Here is a 20036-nt window from a genome sequence, read left to right on the forward strand (position 1 = left end):
TCTATTTTTGTGTTAGCTATTTATGCCTTTAGTTGATACTTTGCAGCTAAATGCGGTTATTTTTCAACAAAATATTCCCAATATTTAATTCTTTACTTATTGATATGAAAATTGTAATTGTAGGAACCGGTTATGTCGGATTAGTAACAGGTACTTGTTTTGCCGAAATTGGTGTAGATGTTACCTGTGTTGATACAGATCAAAATAAGATAGATAAGATTAAAGCTGGGAAAATTCCTATTTATGAGAACGGGCTCGAAGAGTTAGTGGCTAAAAATGTAGCTGCTGGACGATTGCATTTTACAAGCTCTATTCTTGATAGCCTTGACGATGCTGAGGTTGTATTCATTGCTGTAGGTACTCCACCTGATGAAGATGGAAGTGCTGATCTCAAATTTGTGCTTGAAGTAGCTCGTACTATTGGTCAAAACATGAATAACTACTTGCTTGTTGTTACTAAAAGTACCGTTCCTGTTGGAACATCTCACCGTGTTAAAGAGGCAATCCAAGCTCAGCTAGATATAAGAGGTGTTAATCTTGATTTCGATGTAGCCTCTAACCCTGAATTCTTAAAAGAAGGAAACGCTGTAGCCGACTTTATGAGTCCTGATCGTGTTGTTGTAGGTGTAGAGTCTGAGAAAGCCGAAAAGATTATGACACGTCTTTACAAACCATTCTTGCTAAATAATTTCCGAGTGCTATTTATGGATATTTCTTCTGCCGAGATGACCAAATATGCTGCTAATTCAATGCTTGCTACTCGCATTAGCTTTATGAATGATATTGCTAATTTATGTGAGTTAGTAGGTGCCGACGTTAATCTTGTTCGTCTAGGCATTGGATCTGACACTCGAATAGGGCGGAAGTTTTTATATCCTGGGATTGGTTATGGTGGTTCTTGCTTTCCTAAAGACATCAAGGCTCTTATTCGTACAGGGCAAGAAAATAACTATAAACTCCGTGTGCTTGAGGCTGTTGATGCTGTCAATGAATCGCAAAAGAGCATTTTATTCGATAAGTTGAATAAGCATTATGGTGGTGACCTTCGAGGTAAAACGGTTGCACTTTGGGGACTTTCATTTAAACCCGAAACTGATGATATGCGTGAGGCTCCTTCTTTAATCTTAATGAATTTGTTATTACAAGCGGGTTGTCATATCAGAGTTTATGACCCTGCAGCAATGGATGAATGTCGTAGAATTATGGGCAATGATGTTTATTATGCAAACGATCATTACGATGCCTTGTTAAATGCAGATGCGCTTATGCTCCTTACTGAGTGGAAAGAGTTTAGACTTCCTTCTTGGGGAGTTGTTAAAAAAGCAATGAAAGAGCCAGTTTTGTTAGATGGACGTAATATTTATGACAAAGAAGAGCTAATCGAAAATGGTTTTACTTACTTTTGCATAGGTATAAGACATTAACTAAATATTAGAAACCTTTTAGGACAGGGTTCGTTCTACTATTTAGATGATGATTTACGACTAGGTGATAGTCAATAATCTTTAGAACAAAACTCGACTTAATGAAACTCTTATTTCTTATATTATTAATAACCTCTTGGTGTTCTTGTTCATCTTCGGGCAAAGATGGTGTACAAAAATCGGCCGAACTTCAGCTTGAAAATGTTGAGGCTAAGCGATTATTACAAGGAGTCTGGATCAATGACGACTCAAACGTACCTTTGCTATTTGTTAAAGGTGATAGCCTGAGGTTTATAGGTCAATCTGACGATCCAATAGAGTTCAAAATTTATAAAGACAGCCTGTATACTTATGGTTATGATGTCATGACTTATAAGATAGACCGACAGTCTGAATATGATTTTTGGTTTCACTCGCTTTCCGATCGAATTGTAAAACTTTATCGCTCCGAAAACTTAGAAGACTCTCTATATTTTAAAGAGGATAGTCAACGTGAGCCTATGCCTATCTATACTGAAGTAGTACAAAAGGATTCTGTTGTTTTTTTTGATAATAGAAGATTTAGAGGCTATGTATATATCAATCCCTCTTCTTATAAAATCAATAAACCTACTTACTCTGATGAGGGAATTAGGCTCGATGAAGTGTTTTATGATAATGTAATACACATTTGTGTTTACGAAGGTTCTAAAAGCCTTTTTGCTCGAGATATGTATAAAACGGATTTCAAGTCATTCTTAACGGACTCTTTTTATGAGCAGTCTGTTTTGGTTGATATGAGTTTTACAGGAGTAGATGCAGCAGGTTTTCACTTTACAGCTCGTGTGGGTGTGCCTGAGAGTTTTATCCATAATCTTATTGGTGTGACCATAAGCTTTAATGGCGATATGCAAATGGAGCTAAAAGAGGGTACTATAACTTCACAAGAGAATATAGGACTCTGATATTGATTTTCTCTTTACTTCCTATATAGTCACTGTAACTACTGTTCCAATCCCAACCTGCGATTGAATATTGTAGATAATATTATTCTTTTCTAAGATTCGTAGGGCGATAGAAAGCCCTATGCCACTTCCTTGTATCTTATTTGTGTTATTTCCTCTGTAGAACGGTGTGCTGATGTTGGCTAATTCTTGGGGTGGAATACCTATACCTTTGTCTTCAATGGATATGCAAAGCTTGTCAAACTCTTTGTATAGCTTGACCGCTACTACTTGACCATTAGAGTATTTTACAGCATTCTCGATGATGTTGAATAAGGCCATAAACAGTTGTGTCCGATCCTTGTTGACGGTTAGTAGCGCTTCGTCACTTGGCTCAACTTCTAGTTCTACATGAACCTTGGAGTTGGCATAGTTGAGAGATAACTTATCTATAATTTCCCAAATTAACTCATCAACCCTAAAGTGATGGCTAAGTACCGAAACTTCTCTAAGATCAGAAATAACTAGTAGAGTGCTTAAAATACCTTCGAGTTGCTGAATTTGGGTAATTAACTTTTGCGATAGCTCTTCATATTCCGAAGGTGACCGATCTTTGAGTGAAAAGACCTCTAAATTGCCTAGTATTGCCGCTAGGGGAGTCTTAAACTCATGCGATACATAGTTCACAAAATTCTTTTGAATTATAAAAGTGTCTGAGATCTGCTTCAAAAGTTGGTTGAAGGTATCGGTGAGTTCTTGCAGCTCATCGTGGGTATTAGGTGATTCAATCTGAACAATGGGGTGATTGGGTACAATCACCTTGACCTGCTCTATAACTTGGTTGAATGGCTTGTATGCAATGTGAGCTAGCCATCTGCTAAGCAACACTACTGCTAATAAACCTGTCATGAGTGCTGTGAGTAATATCCAGAGTAACGAAATGAGTTGATCACTTAAGGCTTGTTTTGATTCTTTAGTAATGATGATAAAATCACCCTGATTGTCTTCATAGAATATTCCATAACAATAGGCGGAGAGGCTTGTGAAGCTCAGCTTACCTCTTTCAAATATCTTTTGTAGGTTAGAGGGGCTAACCTCTTCGGTATTCTCTCCCCATACAATTTTATTCTGGTCGTTGTAAACTTGATACTCTGTACCCACAACAATTTCATCGAACTGTTTGCGCACTCTTTCGAAGTCTTTGGCATTCATCTCATCCTCCTCAAGATGAAATAAGGCTACTATGGATGCTGTTTTCTCTAAGTTGTTGTAGATGGATTTTTGTGCACTTTGGGCATAGAGAATATAGATCAGAAAAGAGATTATGATAAATATTACTCCAAAAGCTATGGAGCTGTACAGGCTTTGGCGCACTTGAATTTTCATATAACGACTAATTTTCTTGTGTACGTATGAGATAACCTCTTCCCTTAACCGTCTGAATAAGCTTGTTCTCGCTCTCTGTATCTACCTTATTACGCAGATAAGAGATATAAACATCGACCACATTGGTGTTGGAGTCGTAGTCTATACCCCAAACAGCATCTAAAATTTGAACTCGTGAAAGCACCTTGTTCTTATTTTCCATCAAGAGTTGGAGTAGCTTAAACTCTTGTAGTGTAAGTTTGATTTCCTTGCTATCGCGCTCAACAATATGTCTGTCGAGATAAAGCTTGAGATTATCGCAGGTTAAGACATTCTCTTGAACCTGGTTATTTGACTTAAATCGGCGGGTGAGTGCATTGATTCTGGCAATTAACTCTTTAAAATGAAAGGGCTTAGCCAGATAGTCATCTGCTCCATAATCGAGTGCTTTGACTTTATCATCGGGTTCACCCAAAGCGCTCACCACTAGGATAGGTGTGTTTATCTTTTTGTACCTCATGTATTGGAGCAACTCAATACCATCAATGTCGGGTAGCATAATATCGAGTAAAACTAAATCCCACTCGCGTTGGGCAATAAGGCTTCGTGCCTTATTGCCGTTTTCTGCTAATATTACAGAGAATCCACTCTCTTCAAGGCCTTTGACCATGAATTCGCTGATACGTGGATTATCTTCTACAAGTAATAACTCCATAAACTTTCATTATTATATTTCTAAAAGTAAGGATTTTATTTCTCTTTCAATCGCTTATCACCTCGGTAAGCATAATAAAATACCTGTGGTAATACAGTGAAAGATAGAACCATACTGATCACTATACCACCAACAATCATAATAGCTAAAGGTTTCTGTACCTCAGATCCCATACTGTTGGAGAGTGCAGCAGGTAAGAGCCCCATTGACCCCATAAGAGCAATCATCAGTACAGGGCGAAGACGTTCGCGAACTGCCTCATCAATTGCTTCGCGCAGGTTATGCGAGCGTTGCATTTTCGACTTCATTAACGTAATGAGAAGAATACTATCAATCGAGGTAACTCCGAATAAGATAATAAATCCTATTCCTGCAGAGATTCCAAACACAGTACCTGTAACCCAGAGCGATAAGAATCCTCCAATTATGGCATAAGGTATAGTGCTTGCAGCGATTAGGGTATCTTTAACTGTTCCGAAGTTCATGTAAAGTAGGAACAATATTAAAAGAATTACCGCAGGAACAATAATCATCAACTGGTCGGTTGCTCGTTGTTGCGACTCAAACTCACCAGCCCATACCATCTTGTTTTCGGGGTTTAAGTTTACTTTTTCCTCAACGGCAGCTTGTGCCTCACTGATGGTTGAGCCCAAATCTCGGTCACGGATGCTGAATCCTACACCGATGTATCTGCTACTACCGTCGCGGTAGATAAAGGTTGGGCCAGTGATAAATGAGATGTCAGCAATCTCTTTTAACGGAACATATTGCCCCTCCATAGTAGGTATAAGTATATTGCCAATTTGCTCCTCGTCTGTACGATACTCTTTTTGGAAACGTAACTGCACATCGAATATACGTTCGCCTTCATAAAACTGTGTAGCAGCTTTTCCCCCAATTGCCATCTCGATAACTGCTTGTGCATCGGCCATTGATACCCCATAAGTAGCCATACGTGACTCTTGAAGTTTTATTTGAAGTTCGGGCAGTCCGATGCTTCTGAATACGTTGACATCTTTTACACCACGGATACCCTGAATAGCAGATGCGGTAGAGTCGGCCAAGGCTTCGAGTTGGTAGAGGTCGTTGCCATAAATCTTAATAACAAGCGAACTTTTTACTCCAGCAACATACTCCTCAACATTATCTTGGATGGGTTGACTGAACCCAAATATTATACCTGGATAAATGTCTAGTGTCTCTTGCATCTCTTCGATTAAATCATCTTTCTTGATTTTGCGATTCCACTCTTTTTCGGGCTTTAACTCTGCATGAAACTCAATGTTGAAGAATCCTGTTGGGTCGGTACCGTCATTGGGACGACCTGTCTGTGTTAATACAAAATCGACTTCCTCAAAATCACGAAGTTTCTGTTTCATCTCTTTGGTTATTCTTACGGACTCGTCCAAATTAATACTATTGGGCAGAGTTGCACGAATATAGATAGCTCCTTCGTTCATATTGGGTATAAACTCGGTACCCCAAAACATAAAGCGAGCAATACATATAGCTAAGACCACGCAGAAAGTTACGATAGTTCCTTTACGGTGTTTAGAGCTAAATACTGAAACTCTGTATAGATTATCAATAAAGAAACGGCTGATAAAATTGGTCTTATCTTTTACTGGTTTCTTCATTAGTAGTTTACACATCACCGGTACATAAGTTAAGGCCAAGATTAGCGAACCTAGTAGGGCATAACCCAAGGTAAAGGCGAGTGGTGAGAACATTTTACCCTCAACTTTCTGAAAAGAGAAGATCGGGAATAGTGCCACCACCAAAATAAGCTGAGCAAAGAAGATACTGCCTGCTACACGGCCAGCACTCTTTTTAATAAGCCCGTCTTTGGAGGTTTTTGTAAAGCGATCCCCCAATTCGTGGGTTCGTTTTTCCATAGCTACAAAGATAATCTCTACAATGACTAGAGTCCCCTCAAGTAGGAGTCCAAAGTCGAGTGCTCCCATGGAGATTAAATTGGCTGGCAGACCTTGAATACGTAGCATTATGATAGCAAACAAGAAAGAGAGTGGGATTACTGTTGCCACAATAAGGGTTGTACGCCAATTGAAAAGGAAGATAAAGACTACCAACGAAACGAGGAGAATACCCTCTGCGAGGTTTTTAACCACAGTGTTAACTGTAGTTTGAACCAACGTGGTGCGATCGAGGAAAGGAATAACCTCTACACCTTCAGGAAGTATTCTCTCGTTAAGTTCAGTGATTTTCTCTTTAACAAGCTTGATAACAGCTCCAGGGTCTTGACCACGAAGCATCACTACAATACCTTGTACAACATCGTCCTTATCGTCTAGACCAACCTGACCCAAACGAGGCTTTGCTCCGATACCGACTGTAGCTACTTGTTTAATGCGGATGGGCGTGCCTCCACGAGTTTCAATCAAAATATTTTCGATATCGTCGATACTTTCAAGCAGACCGATACCACGAACCACAAAGGCTTGATTCCCTTTTTGGATAATATCTCCGCCCACGTTGATATTACTGTTTTCTACGGCTTCGTAAACATCTAGTGGTGATAGACCGTAATTAGCCAATTCAACAGGGTTTACTTTGATTTCATATATTTTTTCTTCTCCACCAAAACTGTTCACATCGGCTACACCAGGAACAGATAAGAGCTCACGCTCGATTACCCATTCGTTTATAGCTGTTACCTCTCGGATAGGCAAATCACTATTGATTACATATCTAAAGATTTCACCAGTTGCACCCGATGGTGGCTCTATCGAAGGGTCAGCACCTTCGGGAAGGTCGAGGCCTTGCATTCTGTTAGAGGCGTATTGTTGTGCATAGAAATCATCAACATCGTCTTCGAAGAGAACCGTAACTACCGATAGTCCAAAGAGTGAAGTAGAACGCACGTCTGTTTTACGAGGTATTGTATTCATCTCTCGCATGATAGGCAGGGTGATGAATTTCTCCACCTCTTCCGCACTACGGCCTGGCCACTGTGTGATGATTCGAGCCCGTGTATTCGTAACATCGGGATAAGCTTCAATGGGTGTGTTGATGTAGGAAGCTATCCCTGCAACAAAAAGTATTGCCGTTAAGAATAAAATTAGAATATGATTGCGTAGGGCAAATGCAATGATATTTTGTACGAATTTATGCATAAGGCTAGATTCCTTTAAGACTTGAATAAATTAATAATTGGTTATTGGTAACAACCAAATCTCCCTCTTTTAGACCAGAGGCTATATAAGATATTTTATCGTGATGACCTTGCAAGGTTACTGGTTGGTATTCAAACTGTCCTTCCGATTTTTCGATAACTACAAAGTATTGATTATGATCAAAGATTAGTGCTTCGGAGGGAATTGCAACACATTTTGCTGCATTAAGCTCTTTTACCTTAACTACCACAGCCATTTCTGGTTTGAATTTCAGGTCCGGATTCTTCATCACAATACGAGCTTTTAATACCTTTTCTTCAGCATCAAAGACCTGTGGAATAGAGCTAATCTTACCATAGAATACTTCACCAGGGTAGGACAGTGAAGTGATTTCAACCTCCATGCCTTCGCGTACAAACTTTAGGTTGCTTGCATAGACATTGGCAATCACCCAAACGCTACTTAGATCGGCAATGGTAAAGAGAGGATCGCTTCCTTCAGATAATGTATTTCCTGATGAGGCATTTTTTTCTATTACATAGCCCGTTAGTGGAGATTTTACAGAGAAGGTTCCATCTGCATTTTGCACACCATATACTGCAATATCAGTTTTTGTTTTATGGAGTTCTGCTTGTGCTTGTTGCAACTTTCCTTCAGCTTCAAATAATTCACTCTCCGAGAACATGCCATCTTCGTACATGCTTTGCGCTGTTTTTAATTCACGTTGAGCAATACGCACCTCAGTCTCTTGTGATAACTTTTCCGACAATAAAGAACTTAACTCCGTACTACGAATCTTAAGCATATCTTGACCCTTAACTACCTTATCGCCTAAAGAGAAATAAGTGCGGTCGATGACTCCATTTATTATTGGTGTATAGCTTACTGTCTTTTCGGGATCTGAACTAACTTTCCCTGCTAAAATTAGTTCCTGATCCTGATTACTAAGTTCGGCACGTACGGTTTGCACACGCTCTAAAAATGCAGTTTGACCTTTTTGCGTGGATTGCGCTTTGTTATCCTTATTGCTTGAACAGGCCAATAATAAAAAAGGCATGAGTACGAGTGTAATTATATTCTTATTCTTCATAATGCTAAGTTTAAATCTTTACCAATTCTATATTGTAGTTCCTCGAACTGAATTTGCATGTTTTTTTGAGCTTCGAGCACAGTCTGCTTTGTGCTTTGATATGACTCAACGAAATCTATATACTCGAGCATGCTAATGTTTCGGTTAAGCAAGTTTTTTGAGTAGGCTTCGAGCATATCGTCAAGCTCTGTTATAAAATCGTTTGCACACACCTTGTCATGAAAGTTATAGGCTTGTAGGTAGTTATTATAGGCCTCTACCACTTCGTGTTGTGCCTCATTGATTTGTTGACGTTCCAAATACTGACTCTGGGTTTGAGTGATTCGAGCAGCTTTAATCCCTCCTTGATTTCTATTAAATACTGGCAAGTCGATACTTACCCCGAATCCGATAAAATCTTTCCAAATCCCACCGAATCGGTCATAATTGGCGCTGACGGTTACATCTGGAGCACGTTGAGACTTCTCGTAGGCTAACGATTTGTCGGCAAGTTTAGTTTGAAGCCTACTAAGCTTTACATCCGCTTTGTGGTCGATGGTTTGTAGTAGTAAAACAGGTAGCGACAACGCATCGGGTTCTACGAGCCTACTTTGCTTCCCAACTATTTTAATATTTACAAGTGGGTCGATCGATAGTAAGGCTTTCAGTGTTTTAATCTGCTCGTTAAGATCGACTTTTGTTTCGTTACTTTCATTTTCAACTTCTAGTAAAGAAGATTGTAGCCTGAAAAGTTCAGCTTTTGCAATATTGCCTTTTTGTACTTGTCTCTTGTACGACTCAACCAATTTATTAATGGCCTCTTCTTGCTTGTCAAGTACTACCAAATAGTTTTGAAGATAGCTGATTTCACTAATTGATTTGCGTAGCTCTAGTTTCAGACCTTGAAGTACTACTTCGAACTCCTGGATGGCAATTTCTTTTGATACTCTTTCTCTGGCAACAAGTTTACCTCTCTTATTGGCTGTTTGGATAAGCTGGCTTAGCTCAACCGAAAACTGTGTGTTTCGGCCAAACGACCCAAAGAGTGGGGGGAACGATTCGCCATCGCGTTGACTCTTTGTACTCCAAAGGTTTACATCAGAAATCTCCAAAGTAGGATTTTTCCAAAGTTTGGCTTGTACGATTTCAGCATCCGCAAGGCTGATATTCATTCTCTCAGCAATAAGCTGAAGATTTTGTTGTAAGAAAATGGCTTCGATTTCTGCCGAAGTAAATCTGTAGGTGTTTTCGTCTTGGGCGAATGCACCAAAGCACATGAATATGCTGATTAGAAAGAAGATAGGTTTCTTCATATTTGCATCATTAGGTTTCTTCTGACAAATATAAAGTCCTAAGATTAGATCTATTTTGGAACAACATTAAAAGTAGATTAGAATCTAAACCTTTAACACTTAGGGGGAAGTGTGTCTCTGAATTGAAATACGAAGGGTTGTAATTTAATAAAATATCATATATGAGGTGATTTCTCTATAGTTAATATTTCTAAGTTCTAAAGTTTTTATTAAGCCTTCTGATTAGAGTTGCTTGGGTTAGAATTTAAAACCAAGGGGTGGTTTAGTATCTACGAGTTACCCCATAGGTTGTTGCGAGTAAGTGGTTGTAAAATAGTAAAGGCTTGAGCAATTAAAAAAAGCTCAAGCCTTTACTGTTTTATTTATTAGTCTGATCAAAAAAGATCGAGATATGTTAGTCTTAGTTAAGAGTTGCGGACTTGTCCGTTACCTTGAATGATCCATTTGTAACTGCATATTTCAGCCAGAGCCATAGGACCTCTAGCATGCATTTTTTGAGTGCTAATACCAATCTCAGCACCTAGTCCGAATTGTGCACCATCTGTAAAGGCTGTCGAAGCATTTACATAAACGCAAGCAGCATCAACTACGGTCTCAAATAAGTCTGCTACTTTTGTGTCAGTTGTTATAACCGCTTCACTATGCTTAGAGCCGTTAGCTGAGATATGCTCAATGGCTTGGTTCACTGAAGTTACGGTTTTGATAGACATTTTGTAATCAAGAAACTCAGTTCCAAAACTCTCGTGATTAGCATGATGTAGCAAAGTAGTGGGATAGTGGTTTTCTAAAGCCTTATAAGCATTGGGGTCAGCCCATATCTCTACTTGTTTAGTTGCCAAATCTTCGCAAAGATAAGAGAGATCTTCAAGTCTCGAACTATCTATAATTAGGCAGTCTAAAGCATTGCAGACGCTAACTCTTCGTGTTTTAGCATTTGTGATGATATTTTTTGCCATTAGTTTATCGCCAGTTGTATGAAGGTAGGTATGGCATACTCCTGCTCCTGTTTCTATCACAGGTATGCGGCTATTCTCTCTAACATATTGAATAAGGTTAGTTCCACCTCGAGGAATAATCAAATCGACATATCCTTGAGCGTTTAGTAGCTGATGCGTATATTCTCTATCGTTTGGCAATAGTGTGCAGACATCGGGATTAATGTTTTTACTGACTAAAACTTCACGTATGATCTCTACGATTGCCTGATTTGAATGAGCAGCATCTGATCCGCCTTTGAGAATGCAAGCATTCCCTGATTTAAAGCAGAGTGAGAATACATCGAAACAAACATTGGGGCGTGCTTCAAAAATGACTCCAATCACGCCAAAGGGAACAGATTTTTTAATTAAACGTAAGCCGTTGTCAAGAGTGCGGTCGTCTAACACGTTGCCGAGTGGATTGGGGAGGGTTGCTACATGACGAATATCATCCACGATACCCTCTAATCGCTCTTTTGTTAGCTTTAGGCGATCGTACTTTGGATTACTGATGTCCATTAGTGCTAAATCTTTCTCATTAGCAGAGATAATTTCATCAAATCTCTTTTCTGTTTCTTGGGCTAGTGCAAGTAAAACTTCATTAATCTGAGTTGAGTTGAGTAGTATTAACTCTTGTGAAGCTTTTTGAGTTTTTTTGAATATTGTAGTTTCCATAATTAGTCTATGAATAAGTAGTCGTAATGAATCACTGGCTTAACGTTGCTTTGGCCTATAAGCTTTTCAACCTCTTCGCTTGAGAACGCAGTACAGCCGACACCTATTTGCTGGCCATTATTGTCGATGAGTTTTACAATATCATCAGCTTCGAATGCACCTTCGATATGGGTAATCCCAACGGGTAGCAAACTAACTGCACCTTTGCCTGTTAGGGCTTCACGTGCACCTTGGTTGATGTGGACCTCACCTTTAGCGAAGCTTTCGGAGTGTGCAATCCATTTCTTAACGTTTGAAACACTTTTTGTTGAAGCAGTAAAGCGAGTACAGATAGTATCGGGGTTATTGACCAAATCAAGTAATATGTTTTCTTTCTTTCCATTAGCAATCACTACTTCAACACCCTCTTCAGCAATCTTTCGGGCAATATTGTATTTGGTTTGCATCCCGCCACGACCAGCGCTTGACTTGGTAGTTTGGATGTACTCCTCTATATTGTCTTTAGTTGTATCAATCTCTTTAATTACTTGTGATTTTTTATCGTTTGGGTTTCCGTTGTATATTCCGTCGATATTACTCAAGATAATCAAGCTTTTGCAATTCATCATTGTGGCAACCAAACCTGACAACTCATCGTTATCGGTGAACATCAGTTCATTAACAGAAATGGTGTCGTTTTCGTTGACAATGGGTATAATTCCATTCTCAAGCATCACGGTCATGCAGTTGCGTTGATTTAGGTAGTGCCTGCGTGTGGCAAAGTTTTCTTTGGTCGCTAAAACTTGTCCACAAGTTAAATCGTGGTTGTCGAACAATGTATAATATTGATTAATTAGACGTACCTGGCCCACAGCTGAATAAAGTTGACGAGCCGATACTAAGTCAAGTTTACCTTTGGGTTTTATCATTGACTTTCCTGCTGCGACAGCTCCCGAAGAGACTAAAATAATCTCATAACCTTGTTTGCGCAACTCGCTGATTTGATCAACGAGTGCGGATATTCGAGTAATGTCTAGTGAACCGTCTTTGCGGCTAAGTACATTACTACCAACTTTTATGATAATTCGACCTTGGTCTTTGTTTTTTGCTTTCATATATCTGAAAATATAAATACCTATATCTACAAAAATAATAAAATATAGACGAATCTAAACAGTAACCTCTGAGATGTTGTATAATAGTAAAATCTATTTGGTATGCTACTCTTCTTAGAACCTCATCTATCACTGAATATATAGCTTTTAATATCTTCTATTTTGTCATAATAATACCCAGTTATGAGGTTGATTATTTTTCAGGTAGGCATTTCTTCTAGCTTTTAATTAATAAGCTAATGTTTATTATATTTAACATTAACGAGTGTGTATGGTTTGTAATATTATGCAATAAATTCACTAGTAATACTTAGATATTAGCTTTTCGGGGCTTGTGGGTGGTGTGTTCTCAGAATAATAATTACACATTTGATAGTTAATTTTTGTTTATAAATTGAATTTATTTTAACTACCTGTTAGCTATATCCCTTTAGAATAGGGAGGTTCACATGGAGTACATATAAATTAAACGACTAATTACTTAAACCATTCACAAAATGAAAAAAAACATTTTTAAACTATTTATGCTTGTATTTGCAAGTGTGTTTTTATTTAGTGCTTGTTCAGATGACGACAATAAGGTTGACACAAAAGAACCAGTTAAAAAGCCGCTCAGTTTTAAAATAGCTGTAGCATCAGATACCCATTTTTTTGATCCATCTTTAATCGTAAATGATGGTAAAGCATTTCAAGACTTTTTGAATACTGACAGAAAACTACTTGCTGAGAGTAATGCAATTTTGGATAACATGTTTGATCAAATCATAGAGAAGAAACCTGAACTATTGATCATTCCTGGAGACTTAACAAAAGATGGTGAGAAAGTTAGTCACCTTAATTTTGCTCAGAAACTAGACAGAGTAAAAGAAGCAGGAATTAAGGTTTTGGTGATACCTGGTAACCATGATATCAACAATCCTAATGCGCATGAATTTGATGGTGATAACTCTTCTGCTGTAGATCATATTTCCCCAAGAGAATTTATGGAAATTTACAAAGAGTTTGGTTATGATGCTGAAGCTCAAATTGAAAAAGGTCCGAAGCTTAGTTACTTATTTGAGCCACTAGAAGGACTATGGGTAATTGGTATTGATGCATGTATCTACGAAAACAATATTGAAGAAAACTATCCTCGTACGGGTGGAAAACTTGATGAAGAGCATGTAGCTTGGATAGTCGAGAAAATTACTGAAGGTCGTGCTCAAGGTAAAGAGGTGATTGCTATGATGCATCACGGATTGGTTGAGCATTTCCCAAAACAAGGAGAAATAGCTAGTGACTATATAATCCCTAATTACAATACTATTGCTCCGAGATTTGCTGAAGCAGGCTTACAGTTTATTTTTACTGGGCATTCGCATGCACAAGATATTTCTTCTTTGACCGTTGGCGATAAAGATATATACGATATTCAAACCGGATCATCGATTACCTATCCTTGTCCTTTTAGAATGGTAAACATTACTGAGGATCTCTTCTGTATCAAAAGTCACGACATTTTGTTGAACAGTGAAATCACAAATAATAAAGAGCTTCGCGAGTTTGCTTTCGACGACATTAACGAAAGTATATTTGGAATTATTAATGTTGCTTTGAACTCTGGTGGTGATAGTTCTAGTCCTATTAATCAAATGATTGGGCCAGCTGCTGAAGTGTTAATGACCATGGACCCATCAATTCTGCAACCATTTGCTACCGAGATTTACACAAACATGTGTGGTGGTGATGAGAAAGGTGTGTTGAGTAGCTTTATTGATCCAGATACGAATGAAAAGGTTTTAACATACGACTACGCTAAAGCAATGCTTGAGCACACTAGTGAAAGTTTTAAACAGATATTCCCTCTTACGGATCTTATTACTAAGGATTCAGGTCCAAGTGATAACGATTTTAAAGTTTTATTAAAGAAGTAGTTTCTCCATGAATATGTTTTAAGCCCCTACTCATAACCAAATATGAGTAGGGGCTTATTCGTTTTGTTCCTAGCTATACTATTCAATACTTGCTTATTCTTCGCTTTAATAGCATGGCTTTATCCTCTTCTTTTAAATTGGTTTTGGTGTAGTGGATTGGGTCATCATGATCATCCAAGTACATTCGCTCTTGGAGGGTGAAGGCTGAATTTGCTAACGATAAATCTTTCTCTAGAAATGGAGTTTCAATATTGGCAATGTCAAGTAGGGTAGGGAACACCATATTGCTGGATACAGGTTTATTTTTATTAGCCTTTACTAATTCCACTTTTTGTGTATGCGTGTTTTGGTATTTAGGAGAAAACCAAACGATAAAGGGAATCCTTAGTTGATAGTAAGTTGGGTTAGGTGAAGCATGCAAAAAACGATTTCTTCTATCATCCATTATGTCTTCGCCGTGATCGGATAAATAGAGCATAGCAGAGCTTTTATTACTCTGATTTAAAATAGTTGTAATTTCGTGAAGGATATGGTCTGTATATAAGATACTATTATCGTATGCATTGACCATTCTATCCCGGTTGGCTACCTCAATAGCAGAGAAGTGGTCGGGCTGAAACTTTGCAAACTCTGATGGATATCGCTCCCCATAGTTGAAGTGAGAGCCGTAGGTGTGCACTACAATAAAAGTGGGCTTGTTTGCTGCATCTACATAGTATTTAATGCGTTCAAGCAATACCTCATCATAATGGTTTTTAGTTGATTCATTATCTCTATAGTATTCTGTATGGTGAGCTTGATCACCAAAGTACTCTATGAATGAACTGTTCCTGGCTTGGTTGGAGAGAAAGATTGTTTCAAACCCCGCTTCATCAAAAGCTGCAAGTATTCCTTTCTGGCTATATATTTGGTCGTAATTTTGAGCAGATGCAGGCGATAATATTATTGATACACTCTTATGTGTTGTATTCGATTGAGTCAGGGCATCCCTAAAGACGATTAAATTCGAATCGTTGGATAGATTTGGGGTGGTTTGTCTTTCATAGCCGTATATTCCCCAGTTGTCTGCCCGAGAAGTCTCTCCTACAACAAGTATGTATATATCGTTTTCGGATTTACTGGCATCTCGGCTAGCCTGAAAACTGAAGTTTCCCGAAGTCTTAGAGTAATCAATAATCTTCCCCATTTTATTAATTGCGAAACCCATATTATAGAGTACATTAATGGGGTATATATTTGTATGCAGATCAAACTCTTCTGTGTTATAGTCTTTAGATACGGGGAAGAGTGTGAATGAGACTACTGTTAGAATAAAGCCAACAATTAAATTTGTCTTCAGAAAGCTCTTCGTATAATATTTTCTTGCTCTGAACTCAGCTATGACTAAAATAATTGTAACGATATAAATTAGGCATGCGAGTATAGTAGGTGCAAGTATACTACTCAATAGTTCATTGGCTTCTGAAGCATTGGTTGTGGTTAGGTTCAAGAACATATCGACTGCCACAACGTCTTCTTTGAATAGGCTAAAAACTACAAGTTGAAAGGCATGGAAAAAGAATAATGGGAGTAAGAATAGTTTGACTAACCCAGCTCTTTTCAAAAGTGATAGCAGAATAAGTAATACACCGATAGGAAAAAGCAGTAGTGCGACTTTTCCAGGCATGTTGTAGGGTTCAGTAAAGACCAAAAAAAGACTAGGAATCAGATTGACTGCTATAAATAAATAATATAAGGTCTTAACCCCTAGCTTTTGTACAATTCTATTTAATGGTTTGAGCATTGATTTCTTATTTCTGATTTGATATCTAGAAACATAAATATTAGCCTTCTTGTTTTCGGTTTTGTCAAATAATTGCTTTCTGACAGCTATTTAACTATAATAATCTATTTTGTAAAGGTTCTGATACTCTATACGTTAGTTGTAAACTGATAATTATTTCAAAAAAACCAGCTTGTAAATTATGGATATTGTAAATATTATTTATATCTTTGCATCGCTTTCGAAAGGAAGTTCCGCACTAAGAGTGGTGCATTAGGAGAGATGGCAGAGTGGTCGATTGCGGCGGTCTTGAAAACCGTTGAGCTGTGAGGCTCCGGGGGTTCGAATCCCTCTCTCTCCGCAAATAGGCTTCAAAAGGACTTCACAAAGGTTGTCATTTTAGCCTTCAAAAATTAGCTAATCGTTGTAAAATCAAGGTTTTACAACGATTTTTCTTTGTATATACCTCCATTGCCTGACGGCATAATCCTATGTTTTGATGGTCATTTTTCGGTCAATTTCTGCTACACATACTGCTACACAAAAAATGCAGCAGCAAAAAATGTAGCAGTGACGGTATTCTGAATACCATATTGACGGCATCAACTCTTTCTTTTTCAACGTATTAAATATTAACTTTGCAGCCGAGTGCTACACAAAAGAAAGATGCATTATGAGAACAAATTTCAAGGTGTCCTTCTACCTACGCTCAAACTATGAGAACAAAGAAGGAAAGTCGCCTGTAATGCTCCGGGTATTCCTTAACGGAGAGATGGCTAATTTGGGATCTACGAAAATCTTCGTGGACAAGACAGTATGGAACAATGCCACAAGTCGGCTCAAAGGCCGGACGGCTGAAGCCTTATCCGCCAATGCCGCATTGGACTCTATTTCTGCTGCACTGAATAACATCTATCACAAATTTGAGGACGACCCCTCCCTGTCATTGGAGAAAATCCGCTCGTTTTTTGTGGGGAAAGACAGGGAGTACACAACTTTTCTCCCTGTATTCGACAGGTTCAACGAAGATGTCAGACAGCGTGTAGGACATACCATCAGCAAGGACAGCCTTCAGAAATACAGCGTTTTGAGAAGACATTTCGCAGAGTTCCTTGTCTATAAGCATGGAAGGAAGGATATAGGGCTCACAGAGTTCACACCATCCGTAGTACAGGATTTTGAGTTGTATCTGAGCACGGTGGCGGGCTGCGCATACAACACGTCTGTCAAGAAAATGAAGGCACTCAAGACCGTAACCATCTATGCGCAAAAACGTGGCTATCTTCTTCACGACCCCTTCCTCAACCACCGTTTTCACTTGGAGCCTGTCAATCGCGGCTTTCTCACGGACGAGGAAATCATGAAGATTGCTAACAAAGAACTGGATATCCACCGCTTAGAACTGGTAAGGGACGTTTTCATATTCTCCTGCTTCACGGGACTGGCATATATTGACGTGTCCAATCTCACACCAGACAACATCGTTACGCTCGATGACAAGCAGTGGATTATGACCAAGCGGCAAAAGACGAATGTTGAAACAAATGTACTCTTGCTGGATATACCCAAGAGTATCATCGCCAAGTACAGCCACAAGACCTATCGAGACGGCAAACTGTTTCCCATATTAACGAATCAGAAAACCAACGCATATTTGAAGGAAATTGCCGATATTTGTGGCATCAAGAAGAATCTGACCTTCCATCTTGCCCGCCATACATTCGCCACAATGTCACTGAGCAAGGGCGTTCCGATGGAAAGCGTGTCGAAGATGCTGGGACATACCAACATCAAGACCACACAAATCTACGCCCGCATCACCAACAAGAAGATAGAGCATGATATGGAGCAACTTTCTGGCAAGCTCGACAAGTTCAACAAGGCGATGGGAATCCGATAACAAATAAAGTATAACCCTAAAATAAAAGATTTATGGAAACGACAAAGAAAGAACTTTCCTTCTTCTGTCTGAAGTTAGAGAACTACCTCAGTGAGCATTTCCCTGAAATGCTGAGTGACAAACCATTCATAACGGCAAGAGCGGATGAAGCCCTTACCACTTACTGCGATGCAGTGGCGCAAGGCTTCTCACATCCCGAAGCAGAGACAATGGCAAGCGAGGTGCTGCATCGAGGACTGCATTTCTCCAAGTACGATACGCTTGTTTCCGTGCTGGAGAATGAGTTTGAGAAGGAACTTCCCTCCCCACTCCCCGAAAGGCTTTCCCCGATACTTCTGAAAAACAAGGCTGTACAAAGCGTTTTCGGAAAATATGATCTTACGGACGACTTCGGCGCAAGTCCGGAGTATGAGAAACTATACACCGAGCTGACCGGGACAATCGTTCTGCTCATCGAGGTCAATGGTCTGCCAACGATAGGCAGTGAGAGCATAACTTGATGTAACACCATCGGGAGCTTTTGTAGTGTCAAGAGCCAAGATAACCACTCTCCCCCACACACCAAGAGTTTGGGCAAACACTTGGCTTTGTATGGCAGAGTATCTTGTTATTGCTCTTGAACTATTAAAAGCCCCGATTATGAATACAATCATCATGAATCAAGACGTTCACACACCTGCCTTCATCAAGGCAGACGCATCGAACAAGACCGACAGGAACAGGCAGCAGCCTACTTCTCCCAAGCAAGTCCGCCGCTTCGGTTGGACACGCTTCATCGAACCCGTCCTTCTGCTTTCCCTTGTCATCGGTGCAGTTTACCTTATCTCAAAGATGGTAACCCCGCAAGTCGTAACTGCCGTGTCAGTCATTGCAGGTTTTCTGATACTACGCTTTATAGTCCGTGTAATCCTGAAAGTGACATTTACGCTTCTGAGCTTTCTGTTCTGGCTGGCGATACTCTGCGCCAGCCTGCTTTGCGTGCTTTGAGAAGCACGGTTTTGTAAACCTTTCATTTATATTTCATAAGGTGGTTATCTCGCATTTTGCGGATAGCCACCTTTTTTGTTTTCCATTTCAAGCGTTGCACTTTCGCTTCTCTTCCACGGCTCCACAATATGCGATGTCGCAAGACGGGCTGTTCCCTTTTTATCCGCAAAGGTAGTACGGGGCTTGCGGCTTTCCCAAGGTCGGTGCCTTCGGTTTGTCTGAAAAATCTCCATCCCTGCGGGTAGTATTTTTCGCCAAAACCTTGTGCAAGCCCCGCCCCGCTACCTCGTGTATTGCTACAAAAAGGAATCAGCATACTCCGATCTTTGGACGCATAAAAAAAATGTCGCTATGGATAAGCAGAAAGTAAACATAACATCTTCGATGAAGAAAAAAGGATATAGCTCCTCCTCTCATTACCGCATTAAATCTGTGGTTGGACAAAGTGAGCAAGTGTTGGCTACGAAATTCGTGCAGTGGGACGTTGAACCATTGGAGAGCCTTTCAAGCAGCAAAGTGTATCTCCTGCGTGCGAAACTCAATCGTGGCGAAGTGATGAGCCGTGAGGAAAAGGACTGGCTATGCGAAGCCGTGAACTCAAACACCTACTTCCGTACAGCCGTACCTCTAATGGGCTACCGATTTGACTTTCTTGATGTGCTGAAGAAATACCTTGTGGCTCAATACGGACAATGGGCAGAGTATTACGCACCCGACAGAACGAGCCTAAGAGCCTACTTATATGGACGTGTCAATCAGATAGTGGAAATTCCAAAACAATAAAC

General features: G+C 39.5%; 14 protein-coding genes, 1 tRNA gene and 1 pseudogene. 8 read left to right on the forward strand and 8 right to left on the reverse strand.

Annotation, left to right across the window (positions count from 1 at the left end; genetic code table 11):
• Positions 1-104 precede the first annotated feature (104 nt).
• Together B091_RS0103925 and B091_RS11710 are read left to right on the forward strand one after the other, a co-directional pair.
• Positions 105-1424, forward strand: a complete 1320-nt coding sequence (locus B091_RS0103925; protein ID WP_025069433.1) for a UDP-glucose dehydrogenase family protein — start codon at positions 105-107, stop codon at positions 1422-1424.
• 101 nt (positions 1425-1525) lie between these two features.
• Positions 1526-2368 carry a DUF4738 domain-containing protein gene (locus B091_RS11710; protein WP_018108706.1) on the forward strand — a complete coding sequence of 281 codons (843 nt, stop codon included), beginning with the start codon at positions 1526-1528 and terminating at the stop codon, positions 2366-2368.
• 21 nt (positions 2369-2389) lie between these two features.
• On the opposite strand, the gene B091_RS0103935 is transcribed toward B091_RS11710, so the two are convergent.
• The 7 genes from B091_RS0103935 to proB form a co-directional block, all read right to left on the reverse strand.
• Positions 2390-3733, reverse strand: coding sequence for a sensor histidine kinase (locus B091_RS0103935; protein WP_018108707.1), 1344 nt, complete (start codon positions 3731-3733; stop codon positions 2390-2392).
• A 7-nt stretch (positions 3734-3740) separates the two neighbouring features.
• On the reverse strand, positions 3741-4427 hold the full coding sequence (locus B091_RS0103940) for a response regulator transcription factor (RefSeq protein WP_018108708.1): 687 nt from the start codon (positions 4425-4427) through the stop codon (positions 3741-3743).
• A 35-nt stretch (positions 4428-4462) separates the two neighbouring features.
• The gene (locus B091_RS0103945) at positions 4463-7561 is read right to left on the reverse strand and encodes an efflux RND transporter permease subunit (protein WP_018108709.1); all 3099 of its coding nucleotides are present in this window, start codon (positions 7559-7561) and stop codon (positions 4463-4465) included.
• Between the two features lie 4 nt (positions 7562-7565).
• Positions 7566-8651 (reverse strand): efflux RND transporter periplasmic adaptor subunit, encoded by a 1086-nt coding sequence (locus B091_RS0103950; protein ID WP_018108710.1) that lies wholly within the window; start codon positions 8649-8651, stop codon positions 7566-7568.
• On the reverse strand, positions 8648-9943 hold the full coding sequence (locus tag B091_RS0103955) for a TolC family protein (RefSeq protein WP_018108711.1): 1296 nt from the start codon (positions 9941-9943) through the stop codon (positions 8648-8650). The genes B091_RS0103950 and B091_RS0103955 overlap by 4 nt, the downstream gene beginning before the upstream one ends.
• A gap of 404 nt (positions 9944-10347) precedes the next feature.
• Positions 10348-11595, reverse strand: coding sequence for a glutamate-5-semialdehyde dehydrogenase (locus B091_RS0103960; RefSeq protein ID WP_018108712.1), 1248 nt, complete (start codon positions 11593-11595; stop codon positions 10348-10350).
• A 2-nt stretch (positions 11596-11597) separates the two neighbouring features.
• Entirely contained in the window at positions 11598-12689 is a 1092-nt protein-coding gene (gene proB / locus B091_RS0103965; RefSeq protein WP_018108713.1) for a glutamate 5-kinase, read from the reverse strand.
• Between the two features lie 497 nt (positions 12690-13186).
• Between proB and B091_RS11715 the strand changes: the two genes are divergently transcribed.
• Positions 13187-14602 carry a metallophosphoesterase family protein gene (locus B091_RS11715; RefSeq protein ID WP_018108714.1) on the forward strand — a complete coding sequence of 472 codons (1416 nt, stop codon included), beginning with the start codon at positions 13187-13189 and terminating at the stop codon, positions 14600-14602.
• An 82-nt stretch (positions 14603-14684) separates the two neighbouring features.
• Here B091_RS11715 and B091_RS0103975 read toward each other — a convergent pair whose 3' ends face one another.
• Positions 14685-16385 carry a phosphoethanolamine transferase family protein gene (locus B091_RS0103975; protein ID WP_018108715.1) on the reverse strand — a complete coding sequence of 567 codons (1701 nt, stop codon included), beginning with the start codon at positions 16383-16385 and terminating at the stop codon, positions 14685-14687.
• 255 nt (positions 16386-16640) lie between these two features.
• Here B091_RS0103975 and B091_RS0103980 point away from each other — a divergent pair.
• From B091_RS0103980 to B091_RS0104010, 5 genes and pseudogenes are all read left to right on the forward strand, one after another.
• Positions 16641-16725 (forward strand) — tRNA-Ser (locus tag B091_RS0103980).
• Positions 16726-17037: 312 nt separating this feature from the next.
• A complete protein-coding gene (locus tag B091_RS0103985) occupies positions 17038-18264 on the forward strand; it encodes a site-specific integrase (RefSeq protein ID WP_018108716.1) in 1227 nt (408 codons plus the stop codon).
• A 32-nt stretch (positions 18265-18296) separates the two neighbouring features.
• Positions 18297-18764 (forward strand): DUF1896 domain-containing protein, encoded by a 468-nt coding sequence (locus B091_RS0103990; RefSeq protein ID WP_018108717.1) that lies wholly within the window; start codon positions 18297-18299, stop codon positions 18762-18764.
• Positions 18765-18903: 139 nt separating this feature from the next.
• Complete coding sequence (locus B091_RS0103995) at positions 18904-19251, forward strand: hypothetical protein (protein WP_025069436.1); 348 nt, start codon at positions 18904-18906, stop codon at positions 19249-19251.
• Positions 19252-19379: 128 nt separating this feature from the next.
• A pseudogene (locus tag B091_RS0104010) lies at positions 19380-20034 on the forward strand (hypothetical protein).
• Positions 20035-20036: the final 2 nt, after the last annotated feature.

The sequence above is a fragment of the Bacteroides propionicifaciens DSM 19291 = JCM 14649 genome, from assembly GCF_000375405.1.
Taxonomy (GTDB): Bacteria; Bacteroidota; Bacteroidia; order Bacteroidales; family Bacteroidaceae; genus Bacteroides_E; species Bacteroides_E propionicifaciens.